At 72.5% G+C, this 26,264-nt stretch carries 21 protein-coding genes, 2 tRNA genes and 1 pseudogene; 10 read left to right on the top strand and 14 right to left on the bottom strand.

What is annotated here, in order from left to right:
- Positions 1-98: 98 nt before the first annotated feature.
- Positions 99-902 carry a M50 family metallopeptidase gene (locus tag IE313_RS19305; RefSeq protein ID WP_189933845.1) on the bottom strand — a complete coding sequence of 268 codons (804 nt, stop codon included), beginning with the start codon at positions 900-902 and terminating at the stop codon, positions 99-101.
- 92 nt (positions 903-994) lie between these two features.
- Here IE313_RS19305 and IE313_RS19300 point away from each other — a divergent pair, with 92 nt between their 5' ends.
- From IE313_RS19300 to IE313_RS19285, 4 genes are all read left to right on the top strand, one after another.
- The gene (locus IE313_RS19300; protein WP_189933844.1) at positions 995-1,810 is read left to right on the top strand and encodes an SOS response-associated peptidase; all 816 of its coding nucleotides are present in this window, start codon (positions 995-997) and stop codon (positions 1,808-1,810) included.
- Positions 1,811-2,296: 486 nt separating this feature from the next.
- A complete protein-coding gene (aroA, locus tag IE313_RS19295) occupies positions 2,297-3,673 on the top strand; it encodes a 3-phosphoshikimate 1-carboxyvinyltransferase (RefSeq protein ID WP_189933842.1) in 1,377 nt (458 codons plus the stop codon).
- A 16-nt stretch (positions 3,674-3,689) separates the two neighbouring features.
- On the top strand, positions 3,690-4,718 hold the full coding sequence (rsgA, locus tag IE313_RS19290) for a ribosome small subunit-dependent GTPase A (protein WP_189933840.1): 1,029 nt from the start codon (positions 3,690-3,692) through the stop codon (positions 4,716-4,718).
- A gap of 282 nt (positions 4,719-5,000) precedes the next feature.
- Positions 5,001-5,324 carry a DMT family transporter gene (locus IE313_RS19285; RefSeq protein ID WP_189933838.1) on the top strand — a complete coding sequence of 108 codons (324 nt, stop codon included), beginning with the start codon at positions 5,001-5,003 and terminating at the stop codon, positions 5,322-5,324.
- Positions 5,325-5,524: 200 nt separating this feature from the next.
- Here IE313_RS19285 and IE313_RS19280 read toward each other — a convergent pair whose 3' ends face one another.
- Positions 5,525-6,145 (bottom strand): TetR/AcrR family transcriptional regulator, encoded by a 621-nt coding sequence (locus tag IE313_RS19280; protein WP_189933836.1) that lies wholly within the window; start codon positions 6,143-6,145, stop codon positions 5,525-5,527.
- Positions 6,146-6,298: 153 nt separating this feature from the next.
- Between IE313_RS19280 and hisN the strand changes: the two genes are divergently transcribed.
- Together hisN and IE313_RS19270 are read left to right on the top strand one after the other, a co-directional pair.
- Entirely contained in the window at positions 6,299-7,099 is an 801-nt protein-coding gene (gene hisN / locus IE313_RS19275) for a histidinol-phosphatase (protein WP_189933834.1), read from the top strand.
- Between the two features lie 291 nt (positions 7,100-7,390).
- Entirely contained in the window at positions 7,391-7,792 is a 402-nt protein-coding gene (locus IE313_RS19270; RefSeq protein ID WP_189933832.1) for a CBS domain-containing protein, read from the top strand.
- Positions 7,793-7,890: 98 nt separating this feature from the next.
- On the opposite strand, the gene IE313_RS19265 is transcribed toward IE313_RS19270, so the two are convergent.
- Positions 7,891-9,345, bottom strand: coding sequence for a catalase (locus tag IE313_RS19265; RefSeq protein ID WP_189933830.1), 1,455 nt, complete (start codon positions 9,343-9,345; stop codon positions 7,891-7,893).
- Between the two features lie 144 nt (positions 9,346-9,489).
- Here IE313_RS19265 and IE313_RS19260 point away from each other — a divergent pair, with 144 nt between their 5' ends.
- A complete protein-coding gene (locus IE313_RS19260) occupies positions 9,490-9,906 on the top strand; it encodes a Fur family transcriptional regulator (RefSeq protein ID WP_189933828.1) in 417 nt (138 codons plus the stop codon).
- Between the two features lie 223 nt (positions 9,907-10,129).
- Here IE313_RS19260 and IE313_RS19255 read toward each other — a convergent pair.
- The 4 genes from IE313_RS19255 to IE313_RS19240 all read right to left on the bottom strand — a co-directional run bounded on the left by IE313_RS19255 (position 10,130) and on the right by IE313_RS19240 (position 15,824).
- A tRNA-Met gene (locus IE313_RS19255) sits at positions 10,130-10,203 on the bottom strand.
- Positions 10,204-10,345: 142 nt separating this feature from the next.
- Positions 10,346-12,283: a tetratricopeptide repeat protein gene (locus IE313_RS19250; RefSeq protein WP_189933826.1), complete on the bottom strand. Its 1,938-nt coding sequence runs from the start codon at positions 12,281-12,283 to the stop codon at positions 10,346-10,348.
- A 452-nt stretch (positions 12,284-12,735) separates the two neighbouring features.
- A tRNA-Met gene (locus IE313_RS19245) sits at positions 12,736-12,809 on the bottom strand.
- A gap of 60 nt (positions 12,810-12,869) precedes the next feature.
- Positions 12,870-15,824, bottom strand: coding sequence for a UPF0182 family membrane protein (locus IE313_RS19240; protein WP_189934032.1), 2,955 nt, complete (start codon positions 15,822-15,824; stop codon positions 12,870-12,872).
- Between the two features lie 261 nt (positions 15,825-16,085).
- On the opposite strand from IE313_RS19240, the gene IE313_RS19235 reads away from it, so the two are divergent.
- On the top strand, positions 16,086-16,643 hold the full coding sequence (locus IE313_RS19235; protein WP_189933824.1) for a PPA1309 family protein: 558 nt from the start codon (positions 16,086-16,088) through the stop codon (positions 16,641-16,643).
- A 247-nt stretch (positions 16,644-16,890) separates the two neighbouring features.
- Here the strand turns inward: IE313_RS19235 and IE313_RS19230 are convergent, their stop codons facing one another.
- From IE313_RS19230 to IE313_RS19215, 4 genes are all read right to left on the bottom strand, one after another.
- Positions 16,891-17,979 carry a YlbL family protein gene (locus IE313_RS19230; RefSeq protein WP_189933822.1) on the bottom strand — a complete coding sequence of 363 codons (1,089 nt, stop codon included), beginning with the start codon at positions 17,977-17,979 and terminating at the stop codon, positions 16,891-16,893.
- A 247-nt stretch (positions 17,980-18,226) separates the two neighbouring features.
- Positions 18,227-18,466: a hypothetical protein gene (locus tag IE313_RS19225; protein WP_229924769.1), complete on the bottom strand. Its 240-nt coding sequence runs from the start codon at positions 18,464-18,466 to the stop codon at positions 18,227-18,229.
- A 121-nt stretch (positions 18,467-18,587) separates the two neighbouring features.
- Positions 18,588-19,022, bottom strand: a complete 435-nt coding sequence (locus IE313_RS19220) for a molybdenum cofactor biosynthesis protein MoaE (RefSeq protein WP_189933820.1) — start codon at positions 19,020-19,022, stop codon at positions 18,588-18,590.
- Positions 19,023-19,195: 173 nt separating this feature from the next.
- Entirely contained in the window at positions 19,196-20,305 is a 1,110-nt protein-coding gene (locus IE313_RS19215) for an SDR family oxidoreductase (protein ID WP_189933818.1), read from the bottom strand.
- A 191-nt stretch (positions 20,306-20,496) separates the two neighbouring features.
- Here IE313_RS19215 and IE313_RS19210 point away from each other — a divergent pair, with 191 nt between their 5' ends.
- Entirely contained in the window at positions 20,497-22,077 is a 1,581-nt protein-coding gene (locus tag IE313_RS19210; protein WP_229924768.1) for a zinc-dependent metalloprotease, read from the top strand.
- Positions 22,074-22,595: an NUDIX hydrolase gene (locus IE313_RS19205; RefSeq protein WP_189933816.1), complete on the top strand. Its 522-nt coding sequence runs from the start codon at positions 22,074-22,076 to the stop codon at positions 22,593-22,595. Before IE313_RS19210 ends, IE313_RS19205 begins: the two co-directional genes overlap by 4 nt.
- A gap of 84 nt (positions 22,596-22,679) precedes the next feature.
- Here IE313_RS19205 and IE313_RS19200 read toward each other — a convergent pair whose 3' ends face one another.
- The 3 genes and pseudogenes from IE313_RS19200 to IE313_RS35310 all read right to left on the bottom strand — a co-directional run bounded on the left by IE313_RS19200 (position 22,680) and on the right by IE313_RS35310 (position 26,239).
- The gene (locus tag IE313_RS19200; RefSeq protein WP_189933814.1) at positions 22,680-23,435 is read right to left on the bottom strand and encodes an AIM24 family protein; all 756 of its coding nucleotides are present in this window, start codon (positions 23,433-23,435) and stop codon (positions 22,680-22,682) included.
- 16 nt (positions 23,436-23,451) lie between these two features.
- Positions 23,452-24,132, bottom strand: a complete 681-nt coding sequence (locus IE313_RS19195; protein ID WP_189933812.1) for an AIM24 family protein — start codon at positions 24,130-24,132, stop codon at positions 23,452-23,454.
- Between the two features lie 8 nt (positions 24,133-24,140).
- A pseudogene (locus tag IE313_RS35310) lies at positions 24,141-26,239 on the bottom strand (TerD family protein).
- Between the last annotated feature and the right edge of the window lie 25 nt (positions 26,240-26,264).

The raw sequence follows: 26,264 nt of genomic DNA, 5'->3' as shown, positions 1-26,264 counted from the left end.
GCACCGCACCGCACCATCGCACCGCATCACAAGGACCGCACCGCACCGCCGACCCGCAGCGCCTCCGCGGGCGCCCAGGGGGCACCGCCCGACGGGCCTCAGAGTCCGAGCAGCCAGCTCCCGCCGCCCAGGAGCGAGCACACCGAGACCGCGTGGAAGAGGAACAGCCACAGGGCCGCCGGGACGTTCGTCAGACGGGACAACTGGTCCGCGTCGGAGTCACCGGCCGTCGTCCCGCGCCCGCCCCCGCGGGGCAGGGCGCGCCGCGACCGCCGCCGCTTGGCCTGGAGCTCGAAGGCCGGGCGCACCCCGCCGAGCAGCAGGAACCACACCACCGCGTAGGCGAACGCCGCCTGCACCTGGGGACCGGCCAGCCAGGACACCAGCAGGAAGCCGCCGCCCGTGACCACCACGGTGAGCACTCCGTAGGCGTTGCGGATCATGACCAGCATGGCGATGAGCAACGCGGTCGCCAGCCAGAGGAACGCGGTGATGTGCTGGGCGGCGAGCAGCGCGGCGCCGCCGAGGCCGAGCAGCGGAGGGGCGGTGTAGCCGGCGGCGGCGGTGAGGATCATGCCGGGCCCGGACGGCCTGCCCCGGCTGACCGTGAGTCCCGAGGTGTCCGAGTGCAGCCGTATCCCCTCCAGGCGGCGGCCGGTCAGCAGGGCGACCAGGCCGTGGCCGCCCTCGTGCGCGATGGTGATGGTGTTGCGGGCCAGCCGCCAGGGCCTGTGCGGGACGACCACCGCCAGCGCGAGCACCCCGGTGGCCAGCACCACCCAGGTGTCGGGGTGCGGCTGGGACCCGAAGACGCGTCCCCAGAGGGAGGCGGCGGAGTCGCTCGCCGTGGCCGCCCAGGAGGGGCTGCCGCCCGGGGCGGCGGGGCTGGCCTGGCTGATCATGGTGGGGCTCCTCATCGGAACGGCGGTGCGGCGGTCGGAACGGGGCGGTGCGGGGCCGTGGCCCGGGCGGGGGTCGTGGCAGGGTGGCGGTCATGTGCGGACGGTATGCAGCGAGTCGTAGCCCAGAGGATCTCGCAGGAGTCTTCGAGATCGAGAAGTGGGACCCGGAGGAGACCCTCGCACCGGACTGGAACGTGGCCCCCACCAAGGAGGTGCACGCCGTACTCGACCGCCCTCTGAAGGACGCCGGCGACCCGCGTCCGGTTCGCCAGCTCCGCCGGCTCAGGTGGGGGCTGGTGCCGTCGTGGTCGAAGACCCCGGAGGGCGGCGCCCGGATGATCAACGCCAGGGCCGAGACGGTGCACGAGAAGCCGTCGTACCGCCGCGCCTTCGCCTCCCGGCGCTGCATCCTGCCCGCGGACGGTTACTTCGAGTGGGTCACGGGCAGTGCCGAGCGCGACCTGGAGGTGGAGGGGAAGCGGAAGCGCCCGCGCAAGCAGCCGTACTTCGTGACGCCCGCCGACGGCTCGGTCTTCGCGATGGCGGGCCTGTACGAGTTCTGGCGGGACCGCACGCTGCCCGACGAGCACCCCGCCGCGTGGTGGGTGACCTGCTCGGTGATCACCACGGAGGCCGAGACCGCACCCCTCGGCACCGCTCCCGAGGAGGGCCCGCGGGCACTGGCGGACATCCACCCGCGGATGCCGCTGATGCTCACTCCCGACCGCTGGGACGCCTGGCTCGACCCGTCCCGCACGAACGCCGAGGAACTGCGTCCGCTGCTGGAGCCGCCGCCCACGGGCCTGATGCGGGCCTATCCGGTGAGCACGGCGGTCAGCAACGTACGCAACAACGGTCCCGAACTCCTCAAGGAGCTTCCGGCGCCGGAGGAGGGCACCCTCTTCTGAGCGCGTCGGCGCTGCCGCGCCACTCCGTGGGCTCCCGGGTCCCCGGGGCCCCGGCTCCCGGGCTCCCGCGTCCTTTGGTTCCCGGGTTCCCGGGTTCCCGGGCGAGCCGGCCGGCTCGCCGACTGGTTCCCGGGTTCCGGGTCCCGGGCGAGCCGGCCGGCTCGTCGACCGTGCGCCTGTGGCGTCCTCCGGCGGAAGGTAGGGCATGCTCTCCCCGGAAGGCATGCCCTACCCGTGGGCCATGCCCTCCTCGGGGCTACGCCCGCCCAGGGGCCCGGGTTCCGAACCGCCCCGGGGTCTCCGCCTGCCGGGCGCACGCCGTCCGGACGGCCGTCGGCCGGTACTCCGGTGCCCCGCACGACTCCGGGTGAGGACCACCGTGCCGCAGTTTGGCCGGGTGACGCCCTTATCAGTCCTGGGTTTCACCCACATTTCGCCATATTTGGTCAGGATTGATGATCCGCCGCAACCACTAAAGTGAGAGCCATGACCGCCACCCCAGCGCCTACCGTTCTCTGGCCCGCCCCGCACGCGAGCGGAGCCGTCGACGCGACGGTCCACGTGCCAGGATCCAAGTCGGTCACGAACCGCGCCCTGGTGCTGGCCGCACTCGCCGCGGAGCCGGGCTGGCTGCGCCGCCCGCTGCGCTCCCGCGACACCCTCCTCATGGCCTCCGCGCTGCGCGCGATGGGCGTCGGCATCGAGGAGACGGTGTCGTCGGCGTCGATGATGTCCTCGCTCTCCTCGCTGTCGCCCCGCTCCGGCGGCCCGGTGCCGCCGGAGGAGTCCGGTGAGGCCTGGCGCGTCATCCCGTCCGGCCTGCACGGTCCGGCCACGGTGGACGTCGGCAACGCGGGCACGGTGATGCGCTTCCTCCCGCCGGTCGCCGCCCTCGTCGACGGACCCGTGCGGTTCGACGGCGACCCGCGCTCGTACGAGCGTCCGCTGGGCGCCGTGATCGGGGCGCTGCGGACGCTGGGCGCCAGGATCGACGACGACGGCCGCAGTGCGCTGCCGCTGACCGTGCACGGCAGCGGTGCCCTGGTGGGCGGCCCGGTCGAGATCGACGCCTCGGCGTCCTCGCAGTTCGTCTCGGCGCTGCTGCTCTCCGCGCCGCGGTTCAACCACGGCGTCCGGGTGCGGCACATCGGGCCGTCGCTGCCCTCGATGCCGCACATCCGTATGACCGTCGACATGCTGCGCCGCGCGGGCGCCCAGGTGGACACCCCGGAGTCGGGCGGCGAACCGAACGTCTGGCGGGTGACGCCCGGTGCGCTGCTCGGCACCGACCTGACCATCGAGCCCGACCTGTCCAACGCCCAGCCGTTCCTGGCCGCCGCGCTGGTCACCGGCGGCCGGATGGTGATCCCGGACTGGCCGTCGCACACCACCCAGCCCGGTGACCGGCTGCGCGAGATCTTCACCGAGATGGGCGGCTCCTGCGAACTCACCGACCAGGGACTGGTGTTCAGCGGCAGCGGCCGCATCCACGGCATCGACGTCGACCTGGGCGAGGTGGGCGAGCTGACCCCCGGTATCGCCGCGGTCGCCGCCCTGGCCGACTCCCCCTCCACCCTGCGCGGCGTGGCGCACCTGCGGCTGCACGAGACCGACCGGCTCGCGGCCCTGACGAAGGAGATCAACGAGCTGGGCGGCGACGTCACCGAGACCGCCGACGGCCTGCACATCCGCCCCCGGCCCCTGCACGGCGGCACCTTCCACACCTACGACGACCACCGCATGGCCACCGCCGCCGCGGTGCTCGGCCTCGCCGTGGCGGACGTGAGGATCGAGAACGTGTCGACGACCGCGAAGACCCTGCCCGACTTCCCCGACCTGTGGACCGGGATGCTCGGGATGTGACGGGCGGATTCCGATCATGCGCCGCTACGGCAAGCACACCGATGAGGACGACGTCAGGGTCCGCCCCCAGCGCGGGGGCACCCGCCCGCGCACCAGCATCAGGCCCAAGCACGAGGACGCCGCGGAGGGCATGGTGCTCACCGTCGACCGGGGCCGGCTGACCTGCCTGGTCGAGGACCGGGTCGTGGTCGCGATGAAGGCCAGGGAGCTGGGCCGCAAGGCCGCCGTGGTGGGCGACCGGGTCGCCCTCGTCGGTGACCTGTCCGGTGCCAGGGACACCCTGGCTCGCATCGTGCGGATCGCCGAGCGCACCTCGGTGCTGCGCCGCACCGCCGACGACGACGATCCCTACGAGCGGGTCGTGGTCGCCAACGCCGACCAGCTCGCCATCGTCACCGCGCTCGCGGACCCCGAGCCGCGGCCGCGGTTGATCGACCGGTGCCTGGTCGCTGCCTACGACGGCGGGCTCGACCCGCTGCTGGTGCTCACCAAGTCCGACCTCGCCGGGCCCGAGAAGCTGCTGGAGACCTACGCACCGCTCGGCGTGCCCTACGTCGTCACCTCCCGCGAGGAGCTGGAGAGGGGCGACGCCGCCGAACGGGTGCACGCACTGCTCGACGGCCAGGTCACCGCGTTCGTCGGGCACTCCGGCGTCGGAAAGACCACCCTCGTCAACTCCCTCGTGCCCAAGGACCGGCGGCGCACCACCGGCCACGTCAACGCCGTCACCGGGCGCGGCAGGCACACCACCACATCGGCGCTCGCCCTGCCCCTGACAGGCCCCGGCGACGACACGGGACGGCACGGCTGGGTGGTCGACACGCCGGGCGTGCGGTCCTTCGGACTCGCCCACGTCGACCCCTCCCGGGTCATCCACGCCTTCCCCGACCTGGAGCCCGGCACGGCGGACTGCCCGCGCGCCTGCAGCCACGACGAGCCGGACTGCGCCCTGGACGCCTGGGTGGCCGAGGGCCACGCCGACCCCGCGCGGCTCTACTCGCTGCGCCGGCTGCTCGCCACCCGCGAGCGGCACGAGGACGACTGACGGTCCCGCGGCCCGCGCGGCCGCGCGGGCCGCGGCCGGTCGGCGGCGGGACCCCGCCTCAGGGCGCGCGGCGGGACCCGGCGGCCGGGCCGCGGCACGTCCGTCCGAGGTTTGCGCCGGCACCGCGAAGGTAAGGGCATAATCGCACCGAGCGGGAACGCGCGATCGAGCTGGTGGGAGCGTCCCCGACGGGCGTTCCGGGCGGGCAGGCCCCGCGCGAGTCGGCACGGCGGCGGCGCGGGCCGGACGGCTACGGTAGGCGGAGAGTCGGGAGGCACGGACATGGCGTGGCTGCTGGTCATTGTGGCCGGGCTGCTGGAGACGGGCTTCGCGGTCGGCCTGAAGCTGTCGCACGGCTTCACCCGGCTGTGGCCCACTGTCGCCTTCTGCGCCTTCGCCCTGGGCAGCTTCGGCCTCCTCACGCTCTCGCTCCGCCGCCTGGACGTCGGACCCGCGTACGCGGTGTGGACGGGCATCGGCGCCGCGGGCACCGCGATCTACGGCATGATCTTCCTCGGCGACCTGGTCTCCGTCCTCAAGATCATCTCGATCAGCCTGGTGATCGTGGGCGTGATCGGGCTCCAGCTCTCGGGCTCCACGCGCTGACCCGCGGCCGGGCGCGGTCACCGTCGCCGGGCGGGATCCGGCTCGACACGGGCACACGAGGCACCGGGCGCCGGACGGGGCGCGGCTCGCGGCGCGGGCGGCGGCCTGGGGCGCGGGAGACCGGAGCGGAGTCGCGGGCGACCGGCGGGGGAGGCGGGCGACGCGCGCGCAGTCGTATCACTCCGAGCCGGCGCGCACCGTCAGATGGCGCCCTGCCGGGCCAGGCGGGGCAGCGCGGCCCGTATGAGGTGGCCGGCACCGTCGCTGCCGGGCGGCACCAGCAGGCAGGACAGTGCGAGACGGAGCGTGAGCTCGCAGAGCCTGGCCTGCTCCGCCGACTCCGACCTGCCGGTGCCCGGCCCGCACAGCGCGCTCACCACCCGGTCGCGCACCAGCACGAAGAGCTCGGCCGGGGCGGGCAGCGGCCCGTCCGCACGTCGCTGCGCGGGCACCACGGAGGTGGACGGCACGGCGGACAGCGTCGGGGCGGGCAGCCTGCGGCTCCACAGGCCGGTCAGGAGAGCCCGTACCAGGGCGTTGGAGCCGGCCGAGGCGACCGTCCACTCGGCGACCGCGACCAGCCGCTCCCGCGGGTCCCTGGGGCCCGCGAGGGCACGGTCCACTCCGGCCAGATAGGCGTCGGTCTCCCGGCGCACCAGCGCGCGGGCGAGCCCCTCCTTGCTGCCGAACTCGTTGTAGAGGGTCTGCCGGGAGACACCCGCCTCGACCGCCACGTCGACCATCCGGACTCTGGACCACGGCTTTCGGGTGAGCGCTGTGCGGGCCGCGTCCAGCAGGGACTCCCGCGCTGCAGGCATCATCGCCTCCCCGGCCGAGGGCGGACGGGCCCACCGGTTCAAGCGGGCTCCAGGTCAGAGTTGACGCCTCTCGTGCCACTGTCAAGGGGCCGCGGCGCCCCCTGCCGGCGGCGCCCGTGGTGGCCCCCGCACGAGGGAGATCGATACTGTTCGGTCATGCCCGACTATCACGATGATCTGCGCCTCGGCCACGTTCTCGCGGACGCGGCGGACGCGGTGACCATGGACCGGTTCAAGGCCCTCAACCTCAAGGTGGAGACCAAGCCGGACATGACCCCGGTGAGCGATGCCGACAAGGCCGCCGAGGAGCTGATCCGGGGCCATCTGAAGCGGGCGCGGCCGAGGGACGCCATCCTCGGCGAGGAGTACGGCATCGAGGGCACGGGTCCGCGCCGCTGGGTGGTCGATCCGATCGACGGCACCAAGAACTACGTACGGGGCGTGCCGGTCTGGGCGACCCTGATCTGCCTGATGGAGGCCGGCGAGGGCGGCTTCCAGCCACGGGTCGGCGTGGTGTCGGCCCCGGCGCTCGGCCGCCGCTGGTGGGCCGCCCAGGGGCACGGCGCGTACACCGGCCGCAGCCTGTCGTCCGCGACCCGGCTGCGGGTCTCGGGCGTCGCGGAGCTGGCCGACGCCTCCTTCGCCTACTCCAGCCTGACGGGCTGGGAGGAGCAGGGCAGGCTCGACGGCTTCCTCGACCTCACCCGCGCGGTGTGGCGGACCCGCGGCTACGGCGACTTCTGGCCGTACATGATGGTGGCCGAGGGGTCCGTCGACATGTGCGCGGAGCCCGAGCTGTCCCTGTGGGACATGGCCGCGACGGCGATCATCGTCACGGAGGCCGGCGGCCACTTCACCGGTCTGGACGGCAGGCCGGGCCCGCACAGCGGCAACGCGGCCGCCTCCAACGGCCTGCTCCACGACGAGCTGCTCGGCTACCTGAACCAGCGGTACTGAGGACGTTCAGCCGGTTCGGGGTTTCTGACGCACCGGCAGCGCCGAGGACCGTCCGGGCCGAGCCGGCCACACCGGGACCGCCCGAACGCGCGGGACCGGCGGTGCGCCCGAACGCGCACAGCCGCCACCACCGCCGCGCAGCCACCGCCCCACCGGGAAGGCCGATGGCGTCCCGAAAGATCCCTGAACGCCCCCTTGTTCTGGACCGGAGCTGGTGCAACCCTGAGAGTCCCCCCACTTGTGAATTTGTGAATCGCTTCTCGGGCGGTTCTCCAGGAGGTGGCTCCCACCATGCTCGTCCGTGACGCCATGACCACCGTCGTCCTCACCATCGGCCCCGACCACACCCTGCGCCAGGCCGCCCGGCTGATGGCCGCGCGCCGGGTCGGCGCGGCGGTGGTGCTCGACCCCGACACCTACGGACTCGGCATCCTGACCGAGCGCGACATCCTCAACTCGGTCGGCGCGGGCGAGGATCCCGACCAGGAGACCGCGGGCACGCACACCACGTCCGACGTCGTCTTCGCCGCCCCGGGCTGGACGCTGGTCGACGCGGCGCAGGCCATGTCGCACGGCGGCTTCCGCCACCTGATCGTGCTCGACGCCCACGAACCCGTGGGCGTCGTCTCGGTCCGCGACATCATCCGGTGCTGGGCGCGGAGCCGCAGCGGCGAGCAGACGCTAGTGGGCTGAGCCGGCCGGGCGGCACCCGCGCCCGCCCGGACGCACGGGAGAGGGCCGGATTCCCGCGCGCACGGGAATCCGGCCCTCGTGGTTCGGCAAACGGCCGGTCAGCCGCGGAGGGCCTGGACCGCGGCCTCCAGTCGCTTGCCGAAGTCGCCGTCCGCCTGGCGGAAGTTGGCGATGGCCCGCTCTGCGATGTCGTCACGGGAGACGCCCGAGATGGACCCCGCCAGGTTCTCGACGAGGCGCTGCTTCTCGTCCTCGGACATCAGGCGGTAGAGGTTGCCCGCCTGGACGAAGTCGTTGTCCTCGGGGTGGCTCGGCGCGGCGTACTCACCGGTGGCTCCGGACAACTGGAGCGGCTGCCACAGCGGCCTGCCCGTCTGGGACGGGCCGCCGAAGCTGTTGGGCTCGTAGTTCTTGGCGCCCTTGTGCCGGCCGTCGTACTGGAAGCCGTCGCGGCTGTTGGTACGGGCCTCGGTGGCGTGCGGACGGTTCACCGGGAGGTGGTCGGCGTTGATGCCGACGCGGTAGCGGTGCGCGTCGCCGTAGGCGAACAGCCGACCCTGGAGCATCTTGTCCGGGGAGGGACCGATGCCGGGCACGAAGTGGGCGGGGCTGAAGATGGACTGCTCGACCTCGGCGAAGATGTTCTCCGGGTTGCGGTTGAGCTCCAGCTTGCCGATCTCGATCGGCGGGTAGTCCTCGTGCGGCCAGACCTTGGTGAGGTCGAAGGGGTTGAAGCGGTAGGTCGCCGCCTCGCTCGCCGGCATCACCTGGATCTGCACGGTCCAGCTCGGGTACTCGCCGCGCTCGATGGCCTCGCGGAGGTCCCGCTGGTGCGAGTCGGGGTCCTTGCCCGCCAGGGCCTCGGCCTCCTGGGCGGTGAGGGTCTTGATGCCCTGGTCGGTCTTGAAGTGGTACTTGACCCAGAAGACCTCGCCCGCCTCGTTGTTCCACTGGTAGGTGTGCGAGCCGTAGCCGTTCATGTGGCGGTAGGACGCGGGGATGCCGCGGTCGCCGAACAGCCAGGTCACCTGGTGGGTGGACTCGGGGCTGAGCCCCCAGAAGTCCCATACGTTGTCCGCCTCCTGGGAGCCGGTGTACGGGTCGCGCTTCTGGGTGTGGATGAAGTCGGGGAACTTGATGGCGTCCTTGATGAAGAAGACCGGGGTGTTGTTCCCGACGAGGTCGTAGTTGCCTTCCTCGGTGTAGAACTTCAGGGCGAAGCCGCGCGGGTCGCGCACCGCGTCGGGCGCACCGAGGTTGCCGGCCACCGTGGAGAAGCGCAGGAACGTCTCCGTCTGCTTGCCGACCTCGGACAGGAACTTGGCCCGGGTCCACTGGGACACGTCCCTGGTCAGCGTGAAGGTGCCGTAGGCGCCGGCACCGCGCGCGTGCACGATCCGCTCCGGGATCCGCTCGCGGTTGAAGTGCGCCAGCTTCTCCAGGAGCACCTGGTCCTGGATCAGAACAGGACCGCCGACGCCCGCAGCCTCACTGTTCTGGTTGTCGGCGACCGGCGCACCGGCCTCCGTGGTAAGCGGTCCCTGGGACGTCACGTGCGCCTCCTGCTTCCTTGCTGCAAGTCCTGTCACTCGGCTGATGCCGATGTCGATCCTACGATAGACAATGTCTAAGTCAAGTAGACTTCCAGACTCACACCCGTTCGTGATTTGGTCTTTCCCTACTGCTAGGCTGGTGCTATGAGCGACCTCTTGGAACGACTGCGCGGACGCGGATGGCGGATGACCGCACAGCGGCGTGTCGTGGCCGAGGTGCTCGACGGGGACCACGTCCACCTGACCGCCGACGAGGTGCACGCGCGCGCCGTGGTCAAGCTTCCCGAGATCTCCCGGGCGACGGTCTACAACACGCTGGGCGAGCTGGTGTCACTCGGCGAAGTGCTCGAGGTCTCCACGGACAAACGCGCCAAGCGGTACGACCCCAATGCGCACCGCCCGCACCACCACCTGGTCTGCTCGGGCTGCGGCTCGATCCGCGACGTGCACCCGAGCGGCAATCCGCTCGCCGACCTGCCCGCCTCGGAGCGCTTCGGCTTCGCGGTCTCGGACGTCGAGGTCACCTACCGCGGCCTGTGCCCGAACTGCACCGCCGGCTGACGCTCTCCGTACGGCACCCATCGCCGCGGAATGCCGCCACGGCGGGCACCGCAGGGCGCCAACCGCGCGTCCCGAACGCCCCCGCCGCAAGCCCAGGGGCAGCGCCTGGCGCCCGCGGGGCCACTTCCGCCCGAAGGCCCCCCCGCTTCCCCGACCGGGCACTCGCCCCGGACATGCGCGAGGCCCGGATCCTGATCTTCCAGGACCCGGGCCTCGCGGTTCGTAGCGGGGACAGGATTTGAACCTGCGACCTCTGGGTTATGAGCCCAGCGAGCTACCGAGCTGCTCCACCCCGCGTCGTTGTCGATAACCCTACGCGACCCCGCGCGCCCCCTGCAAATCCGTTCCCTTCCCCGCTGCCCGTCCGGGGTTGCCGGCCCGTCGCCCGGCCCGGGAGCGTCCTTGCGCCCGGGCCGGCCCCGGGGATCCGGCGGGCTCCCTAGGCGGACAGTTCCTGCCGCACGGCGTCCCGCAGCCGGGCGGCGCGCGCGGCGACCTCCTCGGGCCCCAGCTCGGCGGCGCGGGTGCTCCACCGCTGCGCCTCGGCCAGCTCGCCGCGCCGCGCGAAGAGCAGCGCGAGCCGCAGTGCCGCGCGCCCGTGGCCCGCGTCGGCGGCCCGCCGCCACCACAGCGCCGCCTCCGGCTCACTGCCCTCCCTGGCGAGCAGCAGCCCGAGGTTGAACGCGCCGTTCCTGCTGCCCGCCTCCGCCGCCCTGCGGTACCAGCCCGCCGCCTCGACGACGTCGCCGCGCGCCGCCGCGAGCATGCCGATCCGCACCTGGGCCCGCCGGTGACCCTGCTCGGCCGCCCGCTCGTACCACTCCTCGCACTCTGTCTTCTCGGTCACGGGCTCGCCGAGCTCGTGGGCGGGCGGCGGAGGACGCCGGGCGTCCAGCACGGTCGCCAGGCGGTAGGCCGCCTCCGGGCTGCCGCCGCCGGCCGCGCACCGCAGGTGCCGCTCGGCGCCGGCCTCGTCGCCGTCCCGCAGGAGCGCGATGCCGACCTGCAGCGCGGCCTCGGTGTGCCCGGCCGCGGCGGCCCTGCCGTACCACGCAAGCGCACCCGGGTCGTCACCGCGGTTCGCGCAGAGGATGCCCAGGTTGAACGCGGCGTCCACGCTGCCCGCCTCGGCGGCCTTGGAGAACCACGGCTCGGCGCCCTCCGCGTCACCGCTCTGGAGCAGCAGCACGGCAAGCGCGTTGGCGGCCTCGCGGTGTCCGGCGTACGCGGCCCTGCGGTACCACTGCTCGGCCTGCTGGGTGCGGTTCCGCTCGGCGCACAGCAGCGCGAGGTTGTACGCGCCGTTGATGTCGCCCGCGTCCAGCGCGGTGCGGTACCAGCGCTCCGCCGTCTGGGGCTCACCGCGCTCGGCGTGCAGCGCGCCGAGGGCGTTGGCCGCGTTGCCGTCGCCCTCCTGCGCGGCCCTCAGCCACCAGACGGCGGCGCTCTCCACATCGCCCGCGTCACGCAGCAGGAAGCCCAGCGCGCACGCCGCGCGCGCCTCACCGTCATTCGCGGACGTCAGGTACCAGCGTCCGGCCTCCTTCAGCGCGCCGCGCTTCTCCAGGATGGCGCCGAGGTGCAGAGCGGCGCGCCGGTGCCCGCGCGCGGCGGCCTGCCGGTACCACTGCTCGGCCTCCTCCGCTGCGGTGAGCTGCTGGGACCCGGTCGGCTCCGCCTTCGGGCCGGGTCTGGCGGGCGTGCCGGCCCGCCGGGCGCCCGCAGCGGTGCCGCGGTCGCGGCGCGCGGGGGAGCGGAAGCCGCCGGTGGATCGTGCGCCGTCCGCTCCGGGCCCTGCGCGCTCCCCTCCGGGCCCCTCCCCCTGTGCCCGGAGGTCGAGCATCCTGGCCAGGCGGTACGCGGCTTCCCGGTGCCCGCGCTCCGCGGCGGCACGCATCCAGTTCTCCACGCCGTCCTCGCCGCGGTGTTCCAGCAGGTCGGCGAGTGCGTAGGCGCCGAGGACATGGCCCTGCTCCGCGGACTGGCGCAGCCAGTACTCGGCGGCGGGTTCGTCGCCGCGCTCGCGGTGGTGGCGGCCCAGGGCGTGGGCCGCCGCGGCGGATCCGGCGACCGCGGCGACCCGCCACCAGCCCGCGGCCTCGTCCGCGTAACCGCGCTGGTGCAGCAGGACGCCGAGGTTGTTGGCGGCGGCGCGGTCCCCGGCCGCGGTGGCGGCGCGCAGCAGGGACTCGGCTCCGTCGAGGTCGCCGCGGCGCAGCAGCGTGGCGCCGAGGACGCTCATCGCCTCGACGTCGCCGGCCTCGGCGGCGAGCCGCCTGCGAGCCTCTTCCGCGGCCACCCCGGGATCGTCCCGGTCGGCCTGCTGCACAAAACGGCCTGTCTCCAACAGAGTTGCCTTATCCCCCATACCGTCCATCGTCGCACCATCCGCAACCTCGGTACACCTGGTATACCGCAGCCAGTGAGGTCACTTCGGCGTTTTGTCGACATGCCCACAGAGAGATAAGTCAAACGCGTGATTCTCAAGTACCCAGGAGTACCGCCTCGTCGCACTAGTCCGATCGGGCCAGTCTCCGTAGGCCGCGTCCACGGTCGCGGCGGGCGGCCCCGCTCCCGCGAGGCGCCGTGCGCCACCTCCGCGATGTGCTTGTGCGCCGCACTTGCCGTGCGCTTGCGCAATCGCCCCCGCGCGGTCGCCCGTGCACGGCTCGGGCGCCGTGCGTGCGGTGCCGGACGCCGTGCGTGCGCTGCCCGGGCACCGCTCGGGCGCTGTGTACGGTGCCGGGCGCGGCGCGGTCGTGGTGCGCGAAGAGGGCGCGGACATACGGAAGGCCCGGATCCCAAGTGGGATCCGGGCCTTCCGTTCCGTAGCGGGGACAGGATTTGAACCTGCGACCTCTGGGTTATGAGCCCAGCGAGCTACCGAGCTGCTCCACCCCGCGTCGTGTTCCAGAACCGTATCACGACGCGGGGGGTGCACTCGATCAGCCCCCGCCGGCGCATCAGCCTCCGCCGGCGCCCCCCTTGCCGGCGCTCGTGTCGCCCTTGCCGGCGCCTGAGCCGTCCTTCCCGGCGTCCGCGCCTGCGTCTGCCCCCTTCTTGTCGCCGGCCGCGGCCTGGGCGTCCTCAGCGCGCCGCAGGGCGTCCTGGAGCCTGTCCTGCGCCTTGCCGTACGCCTCCCAGTCACCCTCCTTCAGCGCGGTCTGGCCGTCGTCGAACGCCTTCTGGGCATCGCCGAGCGCGTCCTTCACCGTGGGGTTCTGAGGCGGCGTCTCCCCGCCGGGCTTCTGCGGCGGGCCCGGCCGGGCGGACTGGGCGCCGTCCACGCCGAATGCCTGGTTGAGGGCGTCGCTCAGGTTGTCCGCGAAGCCGGTCTTGTCACCGTACGAGACGGCGACCTTGCGCAGCAGCGGATACTCCGAGTTCCGGCCCTGTGCGTAGATCGGCTCCACGTACAGGAAGCCCTTGTCCAGCGGAACCGTGAGCAGATTGCCGTACAGGACCGTCGAGTCGGCACCCTTCATGTCCCGGATGAAGTCCGCGACCGGGGTGATCGAGTTGAGCTTGTTCTGCACCTGCTCAGGGCCGTCGACCTTGTCCTCGGTCACTCTGAGCAACCTGATCCTGCCGTAGTCCTTGCTGGTGGCGTCGGCGTCGACGGCCATGAAGGCTCTCAGGTTGGGGCGTCCACTGGGAGTGAAGGTGGACGTCAGCGAGAACTGCCGGCCGCTCTGGTCCGGCATCTGCAGCGAGAGGTAGTACGGCGGGACGGCGCTGTTGTCCTTCTTGGTGGGGTCGTTGGGGACCTGCCAGGCGTCACTCGCGTTGTAGAACTGCTGGGGCGCCGTGACGTGGTACAGGGACAGCAACTGGCGCTGCACCTTGAACATGTCCTGCGGGTAGCGCAGGTGCTCCTTGAGGTCCTGCGGGATGTCCTTCTCCGGCAGGACCGTGCCCGGGAACGCCTTCTTCCAGGTCTTCAGGACCGGGTCCTTGTCGTCCCAGGTGTAGAGCTTGACGGTGCCGTCGTAGGCGTCGACGGTGGCCTTCACCGAGTTGCGGATGTAATTGACCTGGTTCTGCTGGGCCACCACCGCGCGCTGGTTGTCCCCCTCGTTGAGCGAGTCGGCCGTGGTGTCGCCGAGGGTCGTGCGCGAGGCGTAGGGGTAGCCGTTGGAGGTCGTGTACGCGTCGACGACCCACTGGATGCGGCCGTTGACGACGGACGGGTAGGCGTCGCCGTCGATCGTCAGCCACGGGGCGACGGCTTCGACGCGCTCCTTGGGCGTGCGGTTGTAGAGGATCTTCGAGCCCTTGCCGATGGCGCCCGAGTAGAGGATCTGCGGTTCGTTGAAGGACACCGCGTACGCGGCTCGGTTGAGCGGGCTGGAGAGGTCCACACCGCCCTTGCCGCGGTAGCTGGTGGTCTTCTGGCTGCCGCCGTCCTGCTCGTAGTCGAGCTCCTTCTGGGGACCGCCGACGATCGAGTACTGGTGCGTCTTCTCGCCGTAGTAGACCCGCTGCTCGTAGGTGCCCAGATCACCGCCGGCCGGCAGGCCGGACTCGGTGAACTGCGGCGCACCCTTGGAGTCCGGGTCCGTCGCCGTGCCCTTGGCCGCGACGACGCCGTAGCCGTGGGTGTAGGTGAAGTGGTCGTTGATCCAGTTGCGCTTGTCGACGCCCGCCAGATTGAGCTCGCGCAGGCCGATCACCGTGTCCTGGCCCTTGTAGCGGTCGACGTCCAGGGTCCTCGGGAACTGGTAGTACGTCCGCTCCTGCTCCAGTTGCTGGAAGGTGGGCGAGACGACATTAGGGTCGTTCAGCCGGTAGCTGGCGGCCGTGTCGGCGTCCGTGCGCTGCTTCTCGGCGTCCTTGACCGCGCCCTTGCCCGAGTAGTCCACGGGCGTGACCCCGTCGATGCCGTAGGCCTTGCGGGTCGCGTCGATGTTCTTCTGGATGTACGGCGCTTCCTTGGCCTGCTCGTTCGGCTGGACCTGGAACTTCTGGACGATCGCCGGGTACAGGCCGCCGATGAGGATCGCGGAGAGCACCATCAGGCCGAAGCCGATCACCGGAAGCTGCCAGGTCCGCCGCCACAGCGTGGCGAAGAACAGCAGCGCGCAGATGACGGCGATGCAGAAGAGGATGGTCTTGGCGGGCAGGTAGGCGTTCGCGTCGACGTACCGCAGGCCCGTCCAGTTGCTGGTCGCCTTGAAGTCGCTGGACTTCACCGCGAGGCCGTACCGGTCGAGCCAGTAGGCGACCGCCTTGAGGGCGACGAACACGCCGAGCAGCACGGAGAGGTGGCCGGTGGCGGCCGCGGTGGCCCGTGCGCCGGGGCTGGTGATCCGCAGGCCGCCGTACAGGTAGTGCGTCAGCGCGGCGGCGAGCACGGAGAGCACCGCGGCGGCGAATCCGAAGCCCAGCAGGAAGCGGTACCAGGGCAGCTCGAAGGCGTAGAAGGACACGTCCATGTGGAACTGCGGGTCCTTCTGGCCGAAGGGCACGCCGTTGACCCACATCAGCCAGGTGCGCCACTGGCTGGCCGCGGAGGCGCCCGCGATCAGGCCGACGAGGGCGGTGATCGCGAGCAGGATCCACTTCTTGTAGGGAGCGATCCCCATGCGGTAGCGGTCGAGGTTCTGCTGCTCCATCGACATGGCGCTGAGCGGCGGGCGCAGCCGGTGTGCCAGCCAGACGTTCACCCCGACCGCCACCGCCATGAGCAGACCGAAGACGAAGAAAAGACCGATCTTGGTCCACAGCGTGGTGGTGAAGACGGAGGAGAAGCTGACGGACCGGTACCAGAGCAGGTCCGTCCAGAACCCCGAGAACATGACGAACGCCATGGCCAGCACGGCCAGCACGCCCAGCGTCATGAGCAGGGTGCGGACGCGCCGGGACGGTCGGCCCACTCTGATCCGTGACCCCGAAGGGCCTGAGCCGCGGTCCGGCATCTGGAAAGCCAAGGTGCGCACCTCGAAGTTCGCGAATAGCTGTCGGTAGCTGTGGACGGGTGGTTCGGGTCGTTTACAACTCTTATGCTGTATGGGTTGTTTGCGGTATGCGGTTTGTACCTCTCCGGCACGTCTGCACGGTTTCTCCGTGGGCTGCCCGGGGCCTGAGCGCCGCCCCGCGATCGTAGGGCCCACTGATGCAACTTACTGAGGCTTTACGCAGTTCCCGTTCCGGCCCCCGAACCAGGCAGGATGTTGACCATGTCCAACGATTCCCCCGCGACCCCGCCCATGGCCGCGAGCCCCCTGACCCGTGCCGTGCTCGAGATCGACGAGTACGCCTCCGGGCTCGGCTGGGACCAGCCCGCCCGCCTCTTCGCCCTCGTCGACACCGCGCGGCTGCGCACCGAGGAGCCCGGTCTCGCGCGGCGCCTCGGTCTCCCCGAGGACGGCGCGGCCGGTTCGCTGACGCCGATCGAGCAGGAGGAGGTCCCCGCGGGCGACCCGCTCGACGAGTTCCTCGGCACCATCGCCTGGCCCGAGAGCGTGAGCGGCTGCGCCCTGACCGTGGAGCGCCTGATGCTGCCGCCGTCCGCGGAGGACTCGGTGCCCGACGACCTGGACGACACCCGGCTCGCACAGTGGGTGGCCGCGCACCCGGACCGCCAGGAGGTCCGGATGACAGTGGCCGTGCTGCGGGACGGCGCCCGCGAGTCGGCCCTGCGGCTGCGCGGGAAGGACTCGCCCTCACAGGTACTGACCGGCGCGGGCCTCGTGCCGGGCCTCGCCGAGGCCCTGGTGGCCACGTTCGAGGAGTGAGGGGCAGGGACAGCAGCGACAGCGGGGAAGCAGCGTGCCGCGGAGGCGGAGGAGTCCGGCGGGAGCGCGCGGCGGCGGCACGGGCGGGGCGGCCCGTGCCCGCGGTGTGTCGGCCCCGTCCGCCGTCCGCCCGCGGCACCGTCCACCGCGGCCCGTCCGCCGTCCGTCCACGGTCCCGTCCGCGCGCTGACGGGCCCGGCCGGGCCGGGGCCGGGTCCGGGTACGGCCGGCGACCGCCCGGTGCGGGTCAGTTCCCGGCGCAGGTCGGCAGGTCCGCCGTCTTGCCGCCGCGGATGTCGCCGAGGGCCTTGAGCGCGTCGTGGATGGTGTTCACCTTGACGAGGGTGAGGCCCGCCGGGACGTTCTTCTCGGCGGCCGCGCAGTTGCCCTGGGGGGTCAGGAAGTACTTGGCGCCCTTGTCCCGGGCGCCGATCGTCTTCATCTCGATGCCGCCGATCCGGCCGACCTTGCCGGAGTCGTCGATGGTTCCGGTGCCCGCCACGAACGCCCCGCCGGTGAGGTTGCCGGGCGTCAGCTTGTCCACCAGCCCGAGGGAGAACATCAACCCGGCGCTCGGGCCGCCCACGTCGGCGAGCTTGATGTCGACGGAGAACGGATACGTGTGGTCCGTACCGGCCTGGATGCCGACGACCGCGCGTGCGTCGTCCTCCGCCTTGCGCGTGGTGATCCTCACGTTCCGGGTACTGGTCGCCGTCTTCCCGGCCTTCTCCGCGGCCGCCTGGTCCTTGGCGGGCACCACGGTGAAGACCACGTCCTGCCCCGGCTTGTGCCTGGTGACCAGCTTCGCCACGTCGTCGGGCTGCTTCACGGCCGTGCCGTCCACGCTCCTGATGACGTCGCCCGCGTGCAACCTGCCCTCGGCGGCGCCGTCCTTGATCACGGAGGCGACGACGACCCGGGACTTCACCGGGATGTGCAGCTCACGCAGGGCGGCGACCTTGGCGCTCTCCTGGGACTGGCTGAACTCCTCGGCGTTCTCCTGGTTGGACTGCTCCTCCGTCTGCCCCTCCGGGTAGATGGCCTGGTGCGGGACGACGAGCCGGTCGCCCGCCAGCCAGCCGTAGACCGCCTCCACCAGGTTCATGTTGTACTCGGCGCTGGTGACGCGGACGGTCGTCATGTTCAGGTGGCCGCTCGCCGGATAGCTCTTGTGCCCGGAGATCTGCAGCACGGGCTCGCCGTCGTGATCGTCGAGCGTGTTCACCGTCGGGCCCGGGGACATCTCCGAGTACGGCACACGGATGAACACACCCGCACACAGCAGTGCGATCAGGATCAGTGTGGAGGCGAGCATCGTCGCGGTGCGGCGTGGCATGGGACGACAGTACGGGACAAGCCTGTGGGAGCACGGCCGGGGCCGCCCGTATGAGGACGTACCGGCACGGGGCGGGCTTTCTGCGGGCCGCCGCGCACGGCCACCGACCCCGGGGAGCGGGGTGACCGCCACCCGGAGGGGCGTGGAGTGGTCCGTGCAGCCGGAACCGCGTGCCCCGGAACGGGGCGTCCCGCCCCCGGCCGTCGCTACGTGCGCGTAGCGGCCGCCGGGCCCGCGAAGGGCGCCCCTACACGCGCGTGGAGGCCGCTGCCGGGCCGCCGCCGGTGGCGGCGGAACCGCCGTCGGGGTCGGCGACCTCGGGGCTGGGCTCCTCCAGCGCCGACTTCTCCATGGCCGCGCGGAAGCGGGCGTAGCCGGCCAGCTCGGGACCGTCGCCGACCTTGCGCTGGCGTGCGGCCCACCTGCCCCACAGTCCCGCGCCGACCGCGGCCACAAGCGGAATGAGCAACCAGGCGAGCGCAGCCATGCCGACCTCCCAACCCCAAGAGCCACCGCAACTGACTGATCAGCAGACTAATCATCTGCTCCGTCAACGCTCTCCGCGGGGGTCCGGTTACGCAACCGGAATGCTCCGCGCCGCTCTGCGGTCAGCAGGCGCCGACCCACTCCTCCGTGCCGTCGGAGAAGTGCTGGTGCTTCCAGATGGGCACCTCGTGCTTGAGGTCGTCGATCAGTTTCCGGCACGCCGCGAAGGCCTCGGCGCGGTGCGGGCACGAAACGGCGACGATCACGGCGAGATCGCCCACGTCCAGATCGCCCACCCGGTGGACGGCCGCCAGCGCGCGCACGGGGTACTCGGCCACGACCTTCTCCGCCACCCGGCGCATCTCCTCCTCCGCGGTGGGGTGGCAGGAGTACCCGAGGCGGTCGACCGCGGCACCCCCGTCGTGGTTGCGGACCGTGCCGACGAACAGGGCGGTGCCTCCCGCGGTGGCATCCCCCACCGCCTCGAAGACCTCGTCGACGGACAACGCGACATCACGCACGGCGATCAGCCGGACGACCTCGGACGCCATTTCCATGCCCCCATCCTAGAAACCCCGGAGCGGACGTCCCGAGGACGGTCCCGCCGTCCGTTCCGGTTGCGCCCCGGTGGCCACCGGCGTCCACCCTGCCACGTCGCGCCGCTCACGGCAGCCCCGGCCCCGGTAGCCCGTGGCCCGCGCGCACCGGCACCCGCGGCCGACGCGGCCGGCTACCGCCGCCGTGCCCTGCGCGCCCTGCGGACCAGTGCCGCCGTGCCCAGCAGCGCCACCGTCGCACCCGCGGCCCCGGCGGCCGTCGCGTCCTTCCGGCCGAGCCTTCGCCCCGCGACCGTGTGCCGTCCCGCCACCTCCTCCAGCAGTTCGGCGAGCACCTCCTCGTTGGCCCACTGCGGCCGCCACCCCGCGTCGTGCAGACGGCTGCCGCTGACCACCCAGGGGTACATGGTGTAGGCGAGGTCGCCGGCGGGCGAGGGAGTGAGCCCGATGCGGTGCAGCCGGGCCGCGGCGCCCAGGGCCACGGCGGAGGGCAGCTCCATGCGGCGGATCCCGCTGAGCTCCTCGACCTCCTCCTGTTCCAGCCAGCCTTCGCAGCCGACCGCCAGCTCGCCCTCCACCTTCTCCAGGACGGCGTACTCCAGGGCGCTGCACAGGTCATCGACGTGGCAGAACTGCCAGGCGGGCCGCGATCCGGCGACCACCAGCAGCCGGGGCGACTCGAAGTAGCGGGTGAGGGCCGTGTCGGTGCCGCCCACCAGGACGGCCGGCCTGACCACGGTCACGTTGAGGCCCGGGTGCGCACGCGGCGCACGGCGGCCGAGGCGCTCGATCTCCAGGAGGTCACCCACGCCGGTGGCCTCCGCCGTCGCCCGCAGCTCGGCGTCCTCGGACAGCGGCAGCTCGTTGTCGGGAAGCGCTCCGTAGACCATCGCGGACGTGCACAGCACGACGCGGCGCACCCCGGCCGCGGCCGCTGCGGTCAGCACCGTCTGGGTGCCGCGGACGTTGTAGGCGCTGCGGGCCGCCGGGTCGGTCTCCAGGTCGAGGTCGACGGCGAGGTGCACCACGACGTCCGCTCCGCGCAGTTTCTCGGCGATCGCCGGGTCGCGGACGTCCAGGGTGTGCCACTGTGCCGCCGTGCACTCCCCGCGCCGCTCGTCCACGGCCACCACCTGTCCCACCTCGTCGCTCGCGGCGAGGCGCTCGGTCAGCAGTGCGCCGACGCCCGAGGCGGCGCCGGTGACGGCGACGACGGGCCCGCGCGGCACAGCTCCCGGCCCGGGGTTTCGCGCTGCGCGAACCTGTGGATCTGGGGAACTCACCAGGTGTCTCCAGCGGTTGTCTTCAGTACGTACGCCACGGAAAGCGCACGTAGCAGGTGGCATCCATCCTGCCGCAGGCGCCGACCCGGCGGCGCACCGAGGCTCGCCGGGCCTTTGGTGTCTACGCTGGACAGTGACGCAGGGCAGTCGCCGCCGGACCGTACCGGCGGCCCAACGAGCCGAGGAATCCCGTGAGTGACACCCCATTCGGATTCGGCCTTCCGCCGGAGGAGCCGGAAGACGGCGACGAGGGCAAGAAGAAGGACCAGCAGGGCGGTGGTGGTCAGGGACCTGCCAATCCGTTCGGTTTCGGGCCGGGATCGGGCGGCCCGGGCGGGGACAACCCCCTGGCCGCGATGTTCGGCTCGATGAACCCCTCGGACCTGGGCGCCGCCTTCCAGCAGCTCGGCCAGATGCTGTCGTACGAGGGCGGCCCGGTGAACTGGGACATGGCCAAGCAGATCGCCCGCCAGACCGTCTCCCAGGGCTCTCCCGACGGCACCAAGGACAGCAGCGTCGGCCCCGCCGAGCGCTCCGCCGTGGAGGAGGCCGTCCGGCTCGCCGACCTCTGGCTGGACGGCGCCACCTCGCTGCCCTCCGGCGCCGGCTCGGCGGTGGCCTGGAGCCGCGCCGAGTGGGTCGAGGCGACCCTTCCGGTGTGGAAGGAGCTGGTCGACCCGGTGGCCGAGCGGGTCGGGGCGGCCATGGGCGATGTGCTGCCCGAGGAGATGCAGGCCATGGCGGGCCCGCTCATCGGGATGATGCGGTCCATGGGGGGCGCCATGTTCGGCACCCAGATCGGCCAGGCCGTGGGCGTGCTCGCGGGCGAGGTGGTCGGCTCCTCCGACATCGGACTGCCGCTCGGCCCGGCGGGCAAGGCCGCCCTGCTCCCGGTGAACGTGTCGGCGTTCGGCAAGGACCTCGGGGTGCCGAAGGAGGAGGTGCGGCTGTATCTGGCGCTGCGCGAGGCGGCCCACCAGCGGCTCTTCGCCCACGTCCCCTGGCTGCGCTCGCACCTGTTCGGCGCGGTCGAGGGCTACGCGCGCGGCATCAAGGTCGACACCCAGAAGCTGGAGGACGTGGTCGGCCAGCTCGATCCGCAGAACCCCGAGCAGTTGCAGGAAGCGTTGCAGCAGGGCATGTTCCAGCCGGAGGACACCCCCGAGCAGAAGAACGCACTGGCCCGGCTGGAGACCGCTCTGGCGCTCGTCGAGGGCTGGGTCGACGCGGTGGTCCACGAGGCCGCCAGCCCGCGTCTGTCCTCGGCTGCGGCGCTCCGTGAGACGCTGCGCCGCCGCCGGGCGACCGGTGGGCCCGCGGAGCAGACGTTCGCCACCCTGATCGGGCTGGAGCTGCGGCCGAGGCGGCTGCGCGACGCCGCCCGGCTGTGGGCCTCGCTCACCGACGCGCGCGGCGTCGACGGCCGGGACGCCCTCTGGGCCCACCCGGACATGCTGCCCACAGCCTCCGACCTGGACGATCCGGACGGCTTCGTACACCGCGAGCAACTGGACTTCTCCGAACTGGACAAGATCCTCGGAGAGGCGGCGGGCGGCGGTCCGGCCGCGGCGGAGCAGAGGGCCTCCGAGGGCACCGGCGCCACCGACGCCACCGGGACCGAGGGCGCCGCCGACGCCGAGGAAGCGGACGCCGAGGAAGCGGACGCCGAGGAAGCGAAGGACGCCAAGGACGCAGACGACTCGGGCACCGCCTCCGGTACGGACTCCGGTAAGGACTCCGGCACCGAGGGCGAGGGCGACGACAAGCGGTGAGCCTGTACGAAGACGCGCTCCTCGTACTGAAGGCCCACGGATCGCAGGGCGAGCTGCGCCAGGCCTACCTGGACCACCTCGCGGCGCACACGGACGGCCTGTGGAAGGCCTGCACCGCCGGGCACATCACGGCGAGCGCCCTGGTGGTCGACCCCGAGCGCGGCCGGGCCCTGCTGACCCTGCACGGCAAGCTCCGCATGTGGCTTCAGATGGGCGGCCACTGCGAGCCGCAGGACACGACGCTGGCGGCCGCGGCACTGCGCGAGGCCACGGAGGAGTCCGGCATCCCCGGCCTGGCGCTGGTCCCCGGCGGCCCGGTCCGGCTCGACCGCCACCACACGCCCTGTGCCTGGCACCTGGACGTCCAGTACGCGGCACTGGCACCGCCCGGCGCCGTCGAGACGATCAGCAGCGAATCCCTCGACCTGCGCTGGTTCAGCTACGAGGAGGTGCCGCAGGTCGCCGACGAGTCGGTGGCCCGCCTGCTCGCCGCCACCCGCGAGCGCGTGGGGATGTAGGAATGGCGAAGATGTAAGGGGTGGTCACCCTGGGTGGCCGCCCCTTACCGTCCGCACGGTGGGGGTGCGATGGGGGATGCGTCGTCAGTTCCAGACGTTGCCCTGGTTCTGGCCGTGGGCGCCGTGCCGGCCCATGCCGTACTGGGCGCGCAGTCCCTGGCCGATCTCCGCGCCCTGCGGCGGCAGCAGCTCGCTGGGCTGCACGAGCGCATAGCCCTGACCCATGAAGCTGAGCTCCCAGCCCTCGCCGGTGGTGCCGCGCCGCCGCCAGACGCCCGAGGAGTGGGTCTGCGCCTGCATCTGCACCCGCAGGCCGTTGGACCACGCGACGACGGCGTCCGCGTCGGCGTTGACGTAGCGGTCCGGGGTGACCTGGAGCATCAGGGGCTGTCCCGACGTCATCAGGGCCACCTTGCCGCGACCGGTGATGACGAGCTGGTACTTGCCGGAGCCGGAGATGCCGTACTGGCTGTCCACGGCCACGACCTGGTGGTGCAGGGAGGAGTCCATCGCCAGGACGTATCCGCTGTCCACGCTCAGGCCGTCCTGGTCGACGTCGACCAGGTGGACGTGCTGGGCGAGGTTGGCGAAGTAGACCGTGCCCTGGCCGTGGCAGCGCATCAGGTCGAGCCCTTCACCGGTCCAGGCGCGGGCGCGCTGCTGTCCCATGGTCTGGATCTCGCCGTCGAACTCCACCAGGCCCTGGTAGGCGACCATGGACCCCTTGCGTGCGAGCACGCCGTCGTGGCCCTCCAGGACCACCCGCAGGAGCTGGGGGTTCTGGAGGCTGTAGCGCTCCTGGGTCTGCTGCTCGGCGAAGCCGAAAAGCGGGCTCTGCATGTCTCTCGTCTCCCCCTCAGCCCCGGATCCGGAGGCGGTCGGTGCTGTCCTCACTGGGCTGTACGACGACGATGCCCTGCCCCGAGAAGCCCATCTGGTACGCCTCGCCGCTGCCCCGCCCGACGAGCGAGCCCGCCTTGAAGCTGCGCTTGCCCTTCACCTTCAGGTTCGGCGACCAGGCGATCAGCGCGTCGGGGTCCACACAGGTCTCGTCCTCGCCGCGGCCGCAGTCGACGACGATGGGGGTGCCACGGGACGTCAGCGCCACGGAGCCTCGTCCGGAGATCCGGATGTTCCACAGGCCCTGCCCGGTGAACTTCGCCAGGCCCCTGACCCGCTCGACCCCCCACTGGAGGTGGGCGTCGAAGGCGAGCAGACTGCTGCCGTTGACGGAGAGCGCGTCCCCGTCGAGGTTGATGATCACGACATCCGCTCCGTAGTCGGCCAGGTAGAGCAGGCCGTCGCCGGAGCACTTCATCAGGGGCGCGCCCTCCCCGGTCACCCAGTCCCGGGCGATCTGGCGGACGGCGGGCGGGTTGGGCTCGTACTGGACGAAGCCCTCGTAGGCGACCATCGATCCCACGCGCGCGAGGAGGTCATGACCGCTTCGCAGGGCGACCTTGACCATGTGCGGGCCGTGGTTCTCCATGCGGGCGGCCACCGGCGCCGGGACGAAGCCCGCGAGCTGCTGATTCATGACGGACCTCAGACCTCGTACGGCTGGACGACGATGAAGTTGCCGGGCGCGCCCCGGAACTGGAGGTTCACGCTCTCCCCGCTGGCGCCCGGATAGGCGTTCGCCCGCATCCGCACCTGGCTGGCCACGACCACCTGGGACGCCGCCGACCAGGCGACGACCGCGTGGCAGTCGGCGAACGTCGTCGGCGTCACGGGGAGCACGACGGGCGCGCCGTGCGTCTTCACGACGACGGTGCCCGTGCCCTGGAACTGCAGGGTGAACAGCGCGCCGCCCGGGATGCCGTGCCCCTCGATGCGGCGCACCTCGTAGTGCAGCGCCTCGTCGAAGGCCAGGACGTTCTCCGCGGACACGCAGAGGGCGTCGCCCTGGAGCTCGACGGGGTGCAGATGGGTGCCGTTCTCCGCCAGGAACACCTGGCCGTGGCCGGAGCAGCGCATCAGTTGCATCTCCTGGCCCGTGGCGTTGCCCACGATCCGGCCCTCGAAGCCGGCCCCCTTGTAGCTGAAGTCGACCTTGCCCTGGTAGAGCACCATGCTGCCCTGGCGGGCCAGCACCGGCTGCTCCCCGACGGCGAGGTCCACTCGGACCAGCTTCTCGTTCTGCTGGGTCCAGCGCTGCCCGGCGGCTGCCTCCTGGTAGGGCTGGAGCGCGGCCATGAGGCCCTGGCCGGCCGGTCCCCGGCCGAGCGGTCCCTGACCGGGTGGGGACTGCGGCTGTCCCGGCGGACCCGGCTGCCCGTACCCGGGCGGGGGCGCGGGGTGGCCCACGAAGGTTTCACCCATGGGCTGCGGCAGCCCGGGCGGCTGCCCGTGGCCGGGCGGCTGCCCGTGGCCGGGCGGCGGCGCGCCGTGGGGCAGGCCGGAACCCGGCGGCGGTGCCTGCGCGGGTGCGGGCGGTCCGCCGTAGACCTGCGGGACGATCGGGGCGGGCCCCTGGACCCCGTAACCGGGCGGCGGAGGCGCGGTGGGGGCCGGTGCGGGCGGCTGTCCGTATCCCGCTGGAGCGGTCGGAGTGGGGGCCTGGGGCCCGTAGCCGGGCGGCAGGGGCGCGGTGGGCGGCTGCGGGAGGCCGTAGCCGGGCGGCGGGGGCGGCGCTTGGCCGGGCAGCCGGCCGAACTGCGGTGGCTGACCGGGGCCGGGCGGGCCCGGCTGCACCGGCTGGGCGGGGTGGTCCGGGGGGGCGGCTGACCGGGCTGCCCGTAGGGAGCCGGTCCTGCAAGGGTGCCGCCGGGTTCCAGCGGTGGCCCGGCGACCTGGGACCCGTATCCGGTCGGCTGGCCGGGCGCCGCGGGGAAAACCGCCGCGGTCCCGTCCTGGACGGGCGCGTAACCCCGCGCCGCGGGAAAAGCGGCCGCCGTCCCGTCCTGCACAGGCGTATAACCCCGCGCCGCGGGAGCGGGCACGGGCGGAGCCTGCTGGGGCACGGGGGCGTTGGGGGCCGGCCCTGCCGGGACGCCGAACGCGGGCGGGGCCGCCTGCGCGGGCGGGGCGAACGCGGGGGCCGGAGCACTCTGCGCCGGTGGCGCGAAGCCGGGAACGGCCCCCTCCCGCCCCGGTTCCTGCCCGGCCCCCTGCTCCTCGGCGATCTCGCCGCCGAAGTTCCTGAGCAGGGCGTCGAGGCCGCCGTCGAAACCCTGGCCGACGGCGGCGAACCGCCAGACGTCCTTCAGGTAGAAGTCGCCGAGCATCACCGCGCGTTCGGTGGAGAACTCCGGGCCGCTGAACGAGTACCTGGCGACCTCCTCGCCGCCCGCGACGATCCGCAGGTAGCCGGTGCCGATCTGCGACATCCGACCGGCACCGTCGACGGTGGCGGTGAACGTCAGCCTGCGGATCCGCTGCGGGACACGCTCCAGCGTGACCCGGAAGGACTCCGTGTCGCCCGCCTGCGCCCCGAGCAGTTGGATGGCCTCCTCCGGGGACTTCGGCTGGTTGAAGAAGACGAAGTATCGGTCGTCGGAGAGCCGTTCGTCCTCGTCGAGTCCGAAGCAGCTGATGTCGAAGGTCAGCCCCGGGGCGGAGATGTGCACTCCTACGTACAGATCCGTCCCCGCGGTGAGGTCACTGATCCTGGCCTTGTGGCCGCGTTGGAATTCCCGAGCCATGCGTGACGACCGTCCCCCGTCCCGA

The sequence above is a fragment of the Streptomyces sulfonofaciens genome, assembly GCF_014656295.1.
In the GTDB taxonomy this organism is placed as follows: Bacteria; Actinomycetota; Actinomycetes; order Streptomycetales; family Streptomycetaceae; genus Streptomyces; species Streptomyces sulfonofaciens.
This window is presented reverse-complemented; position numbering and strand designations above follow the sequence as displayed.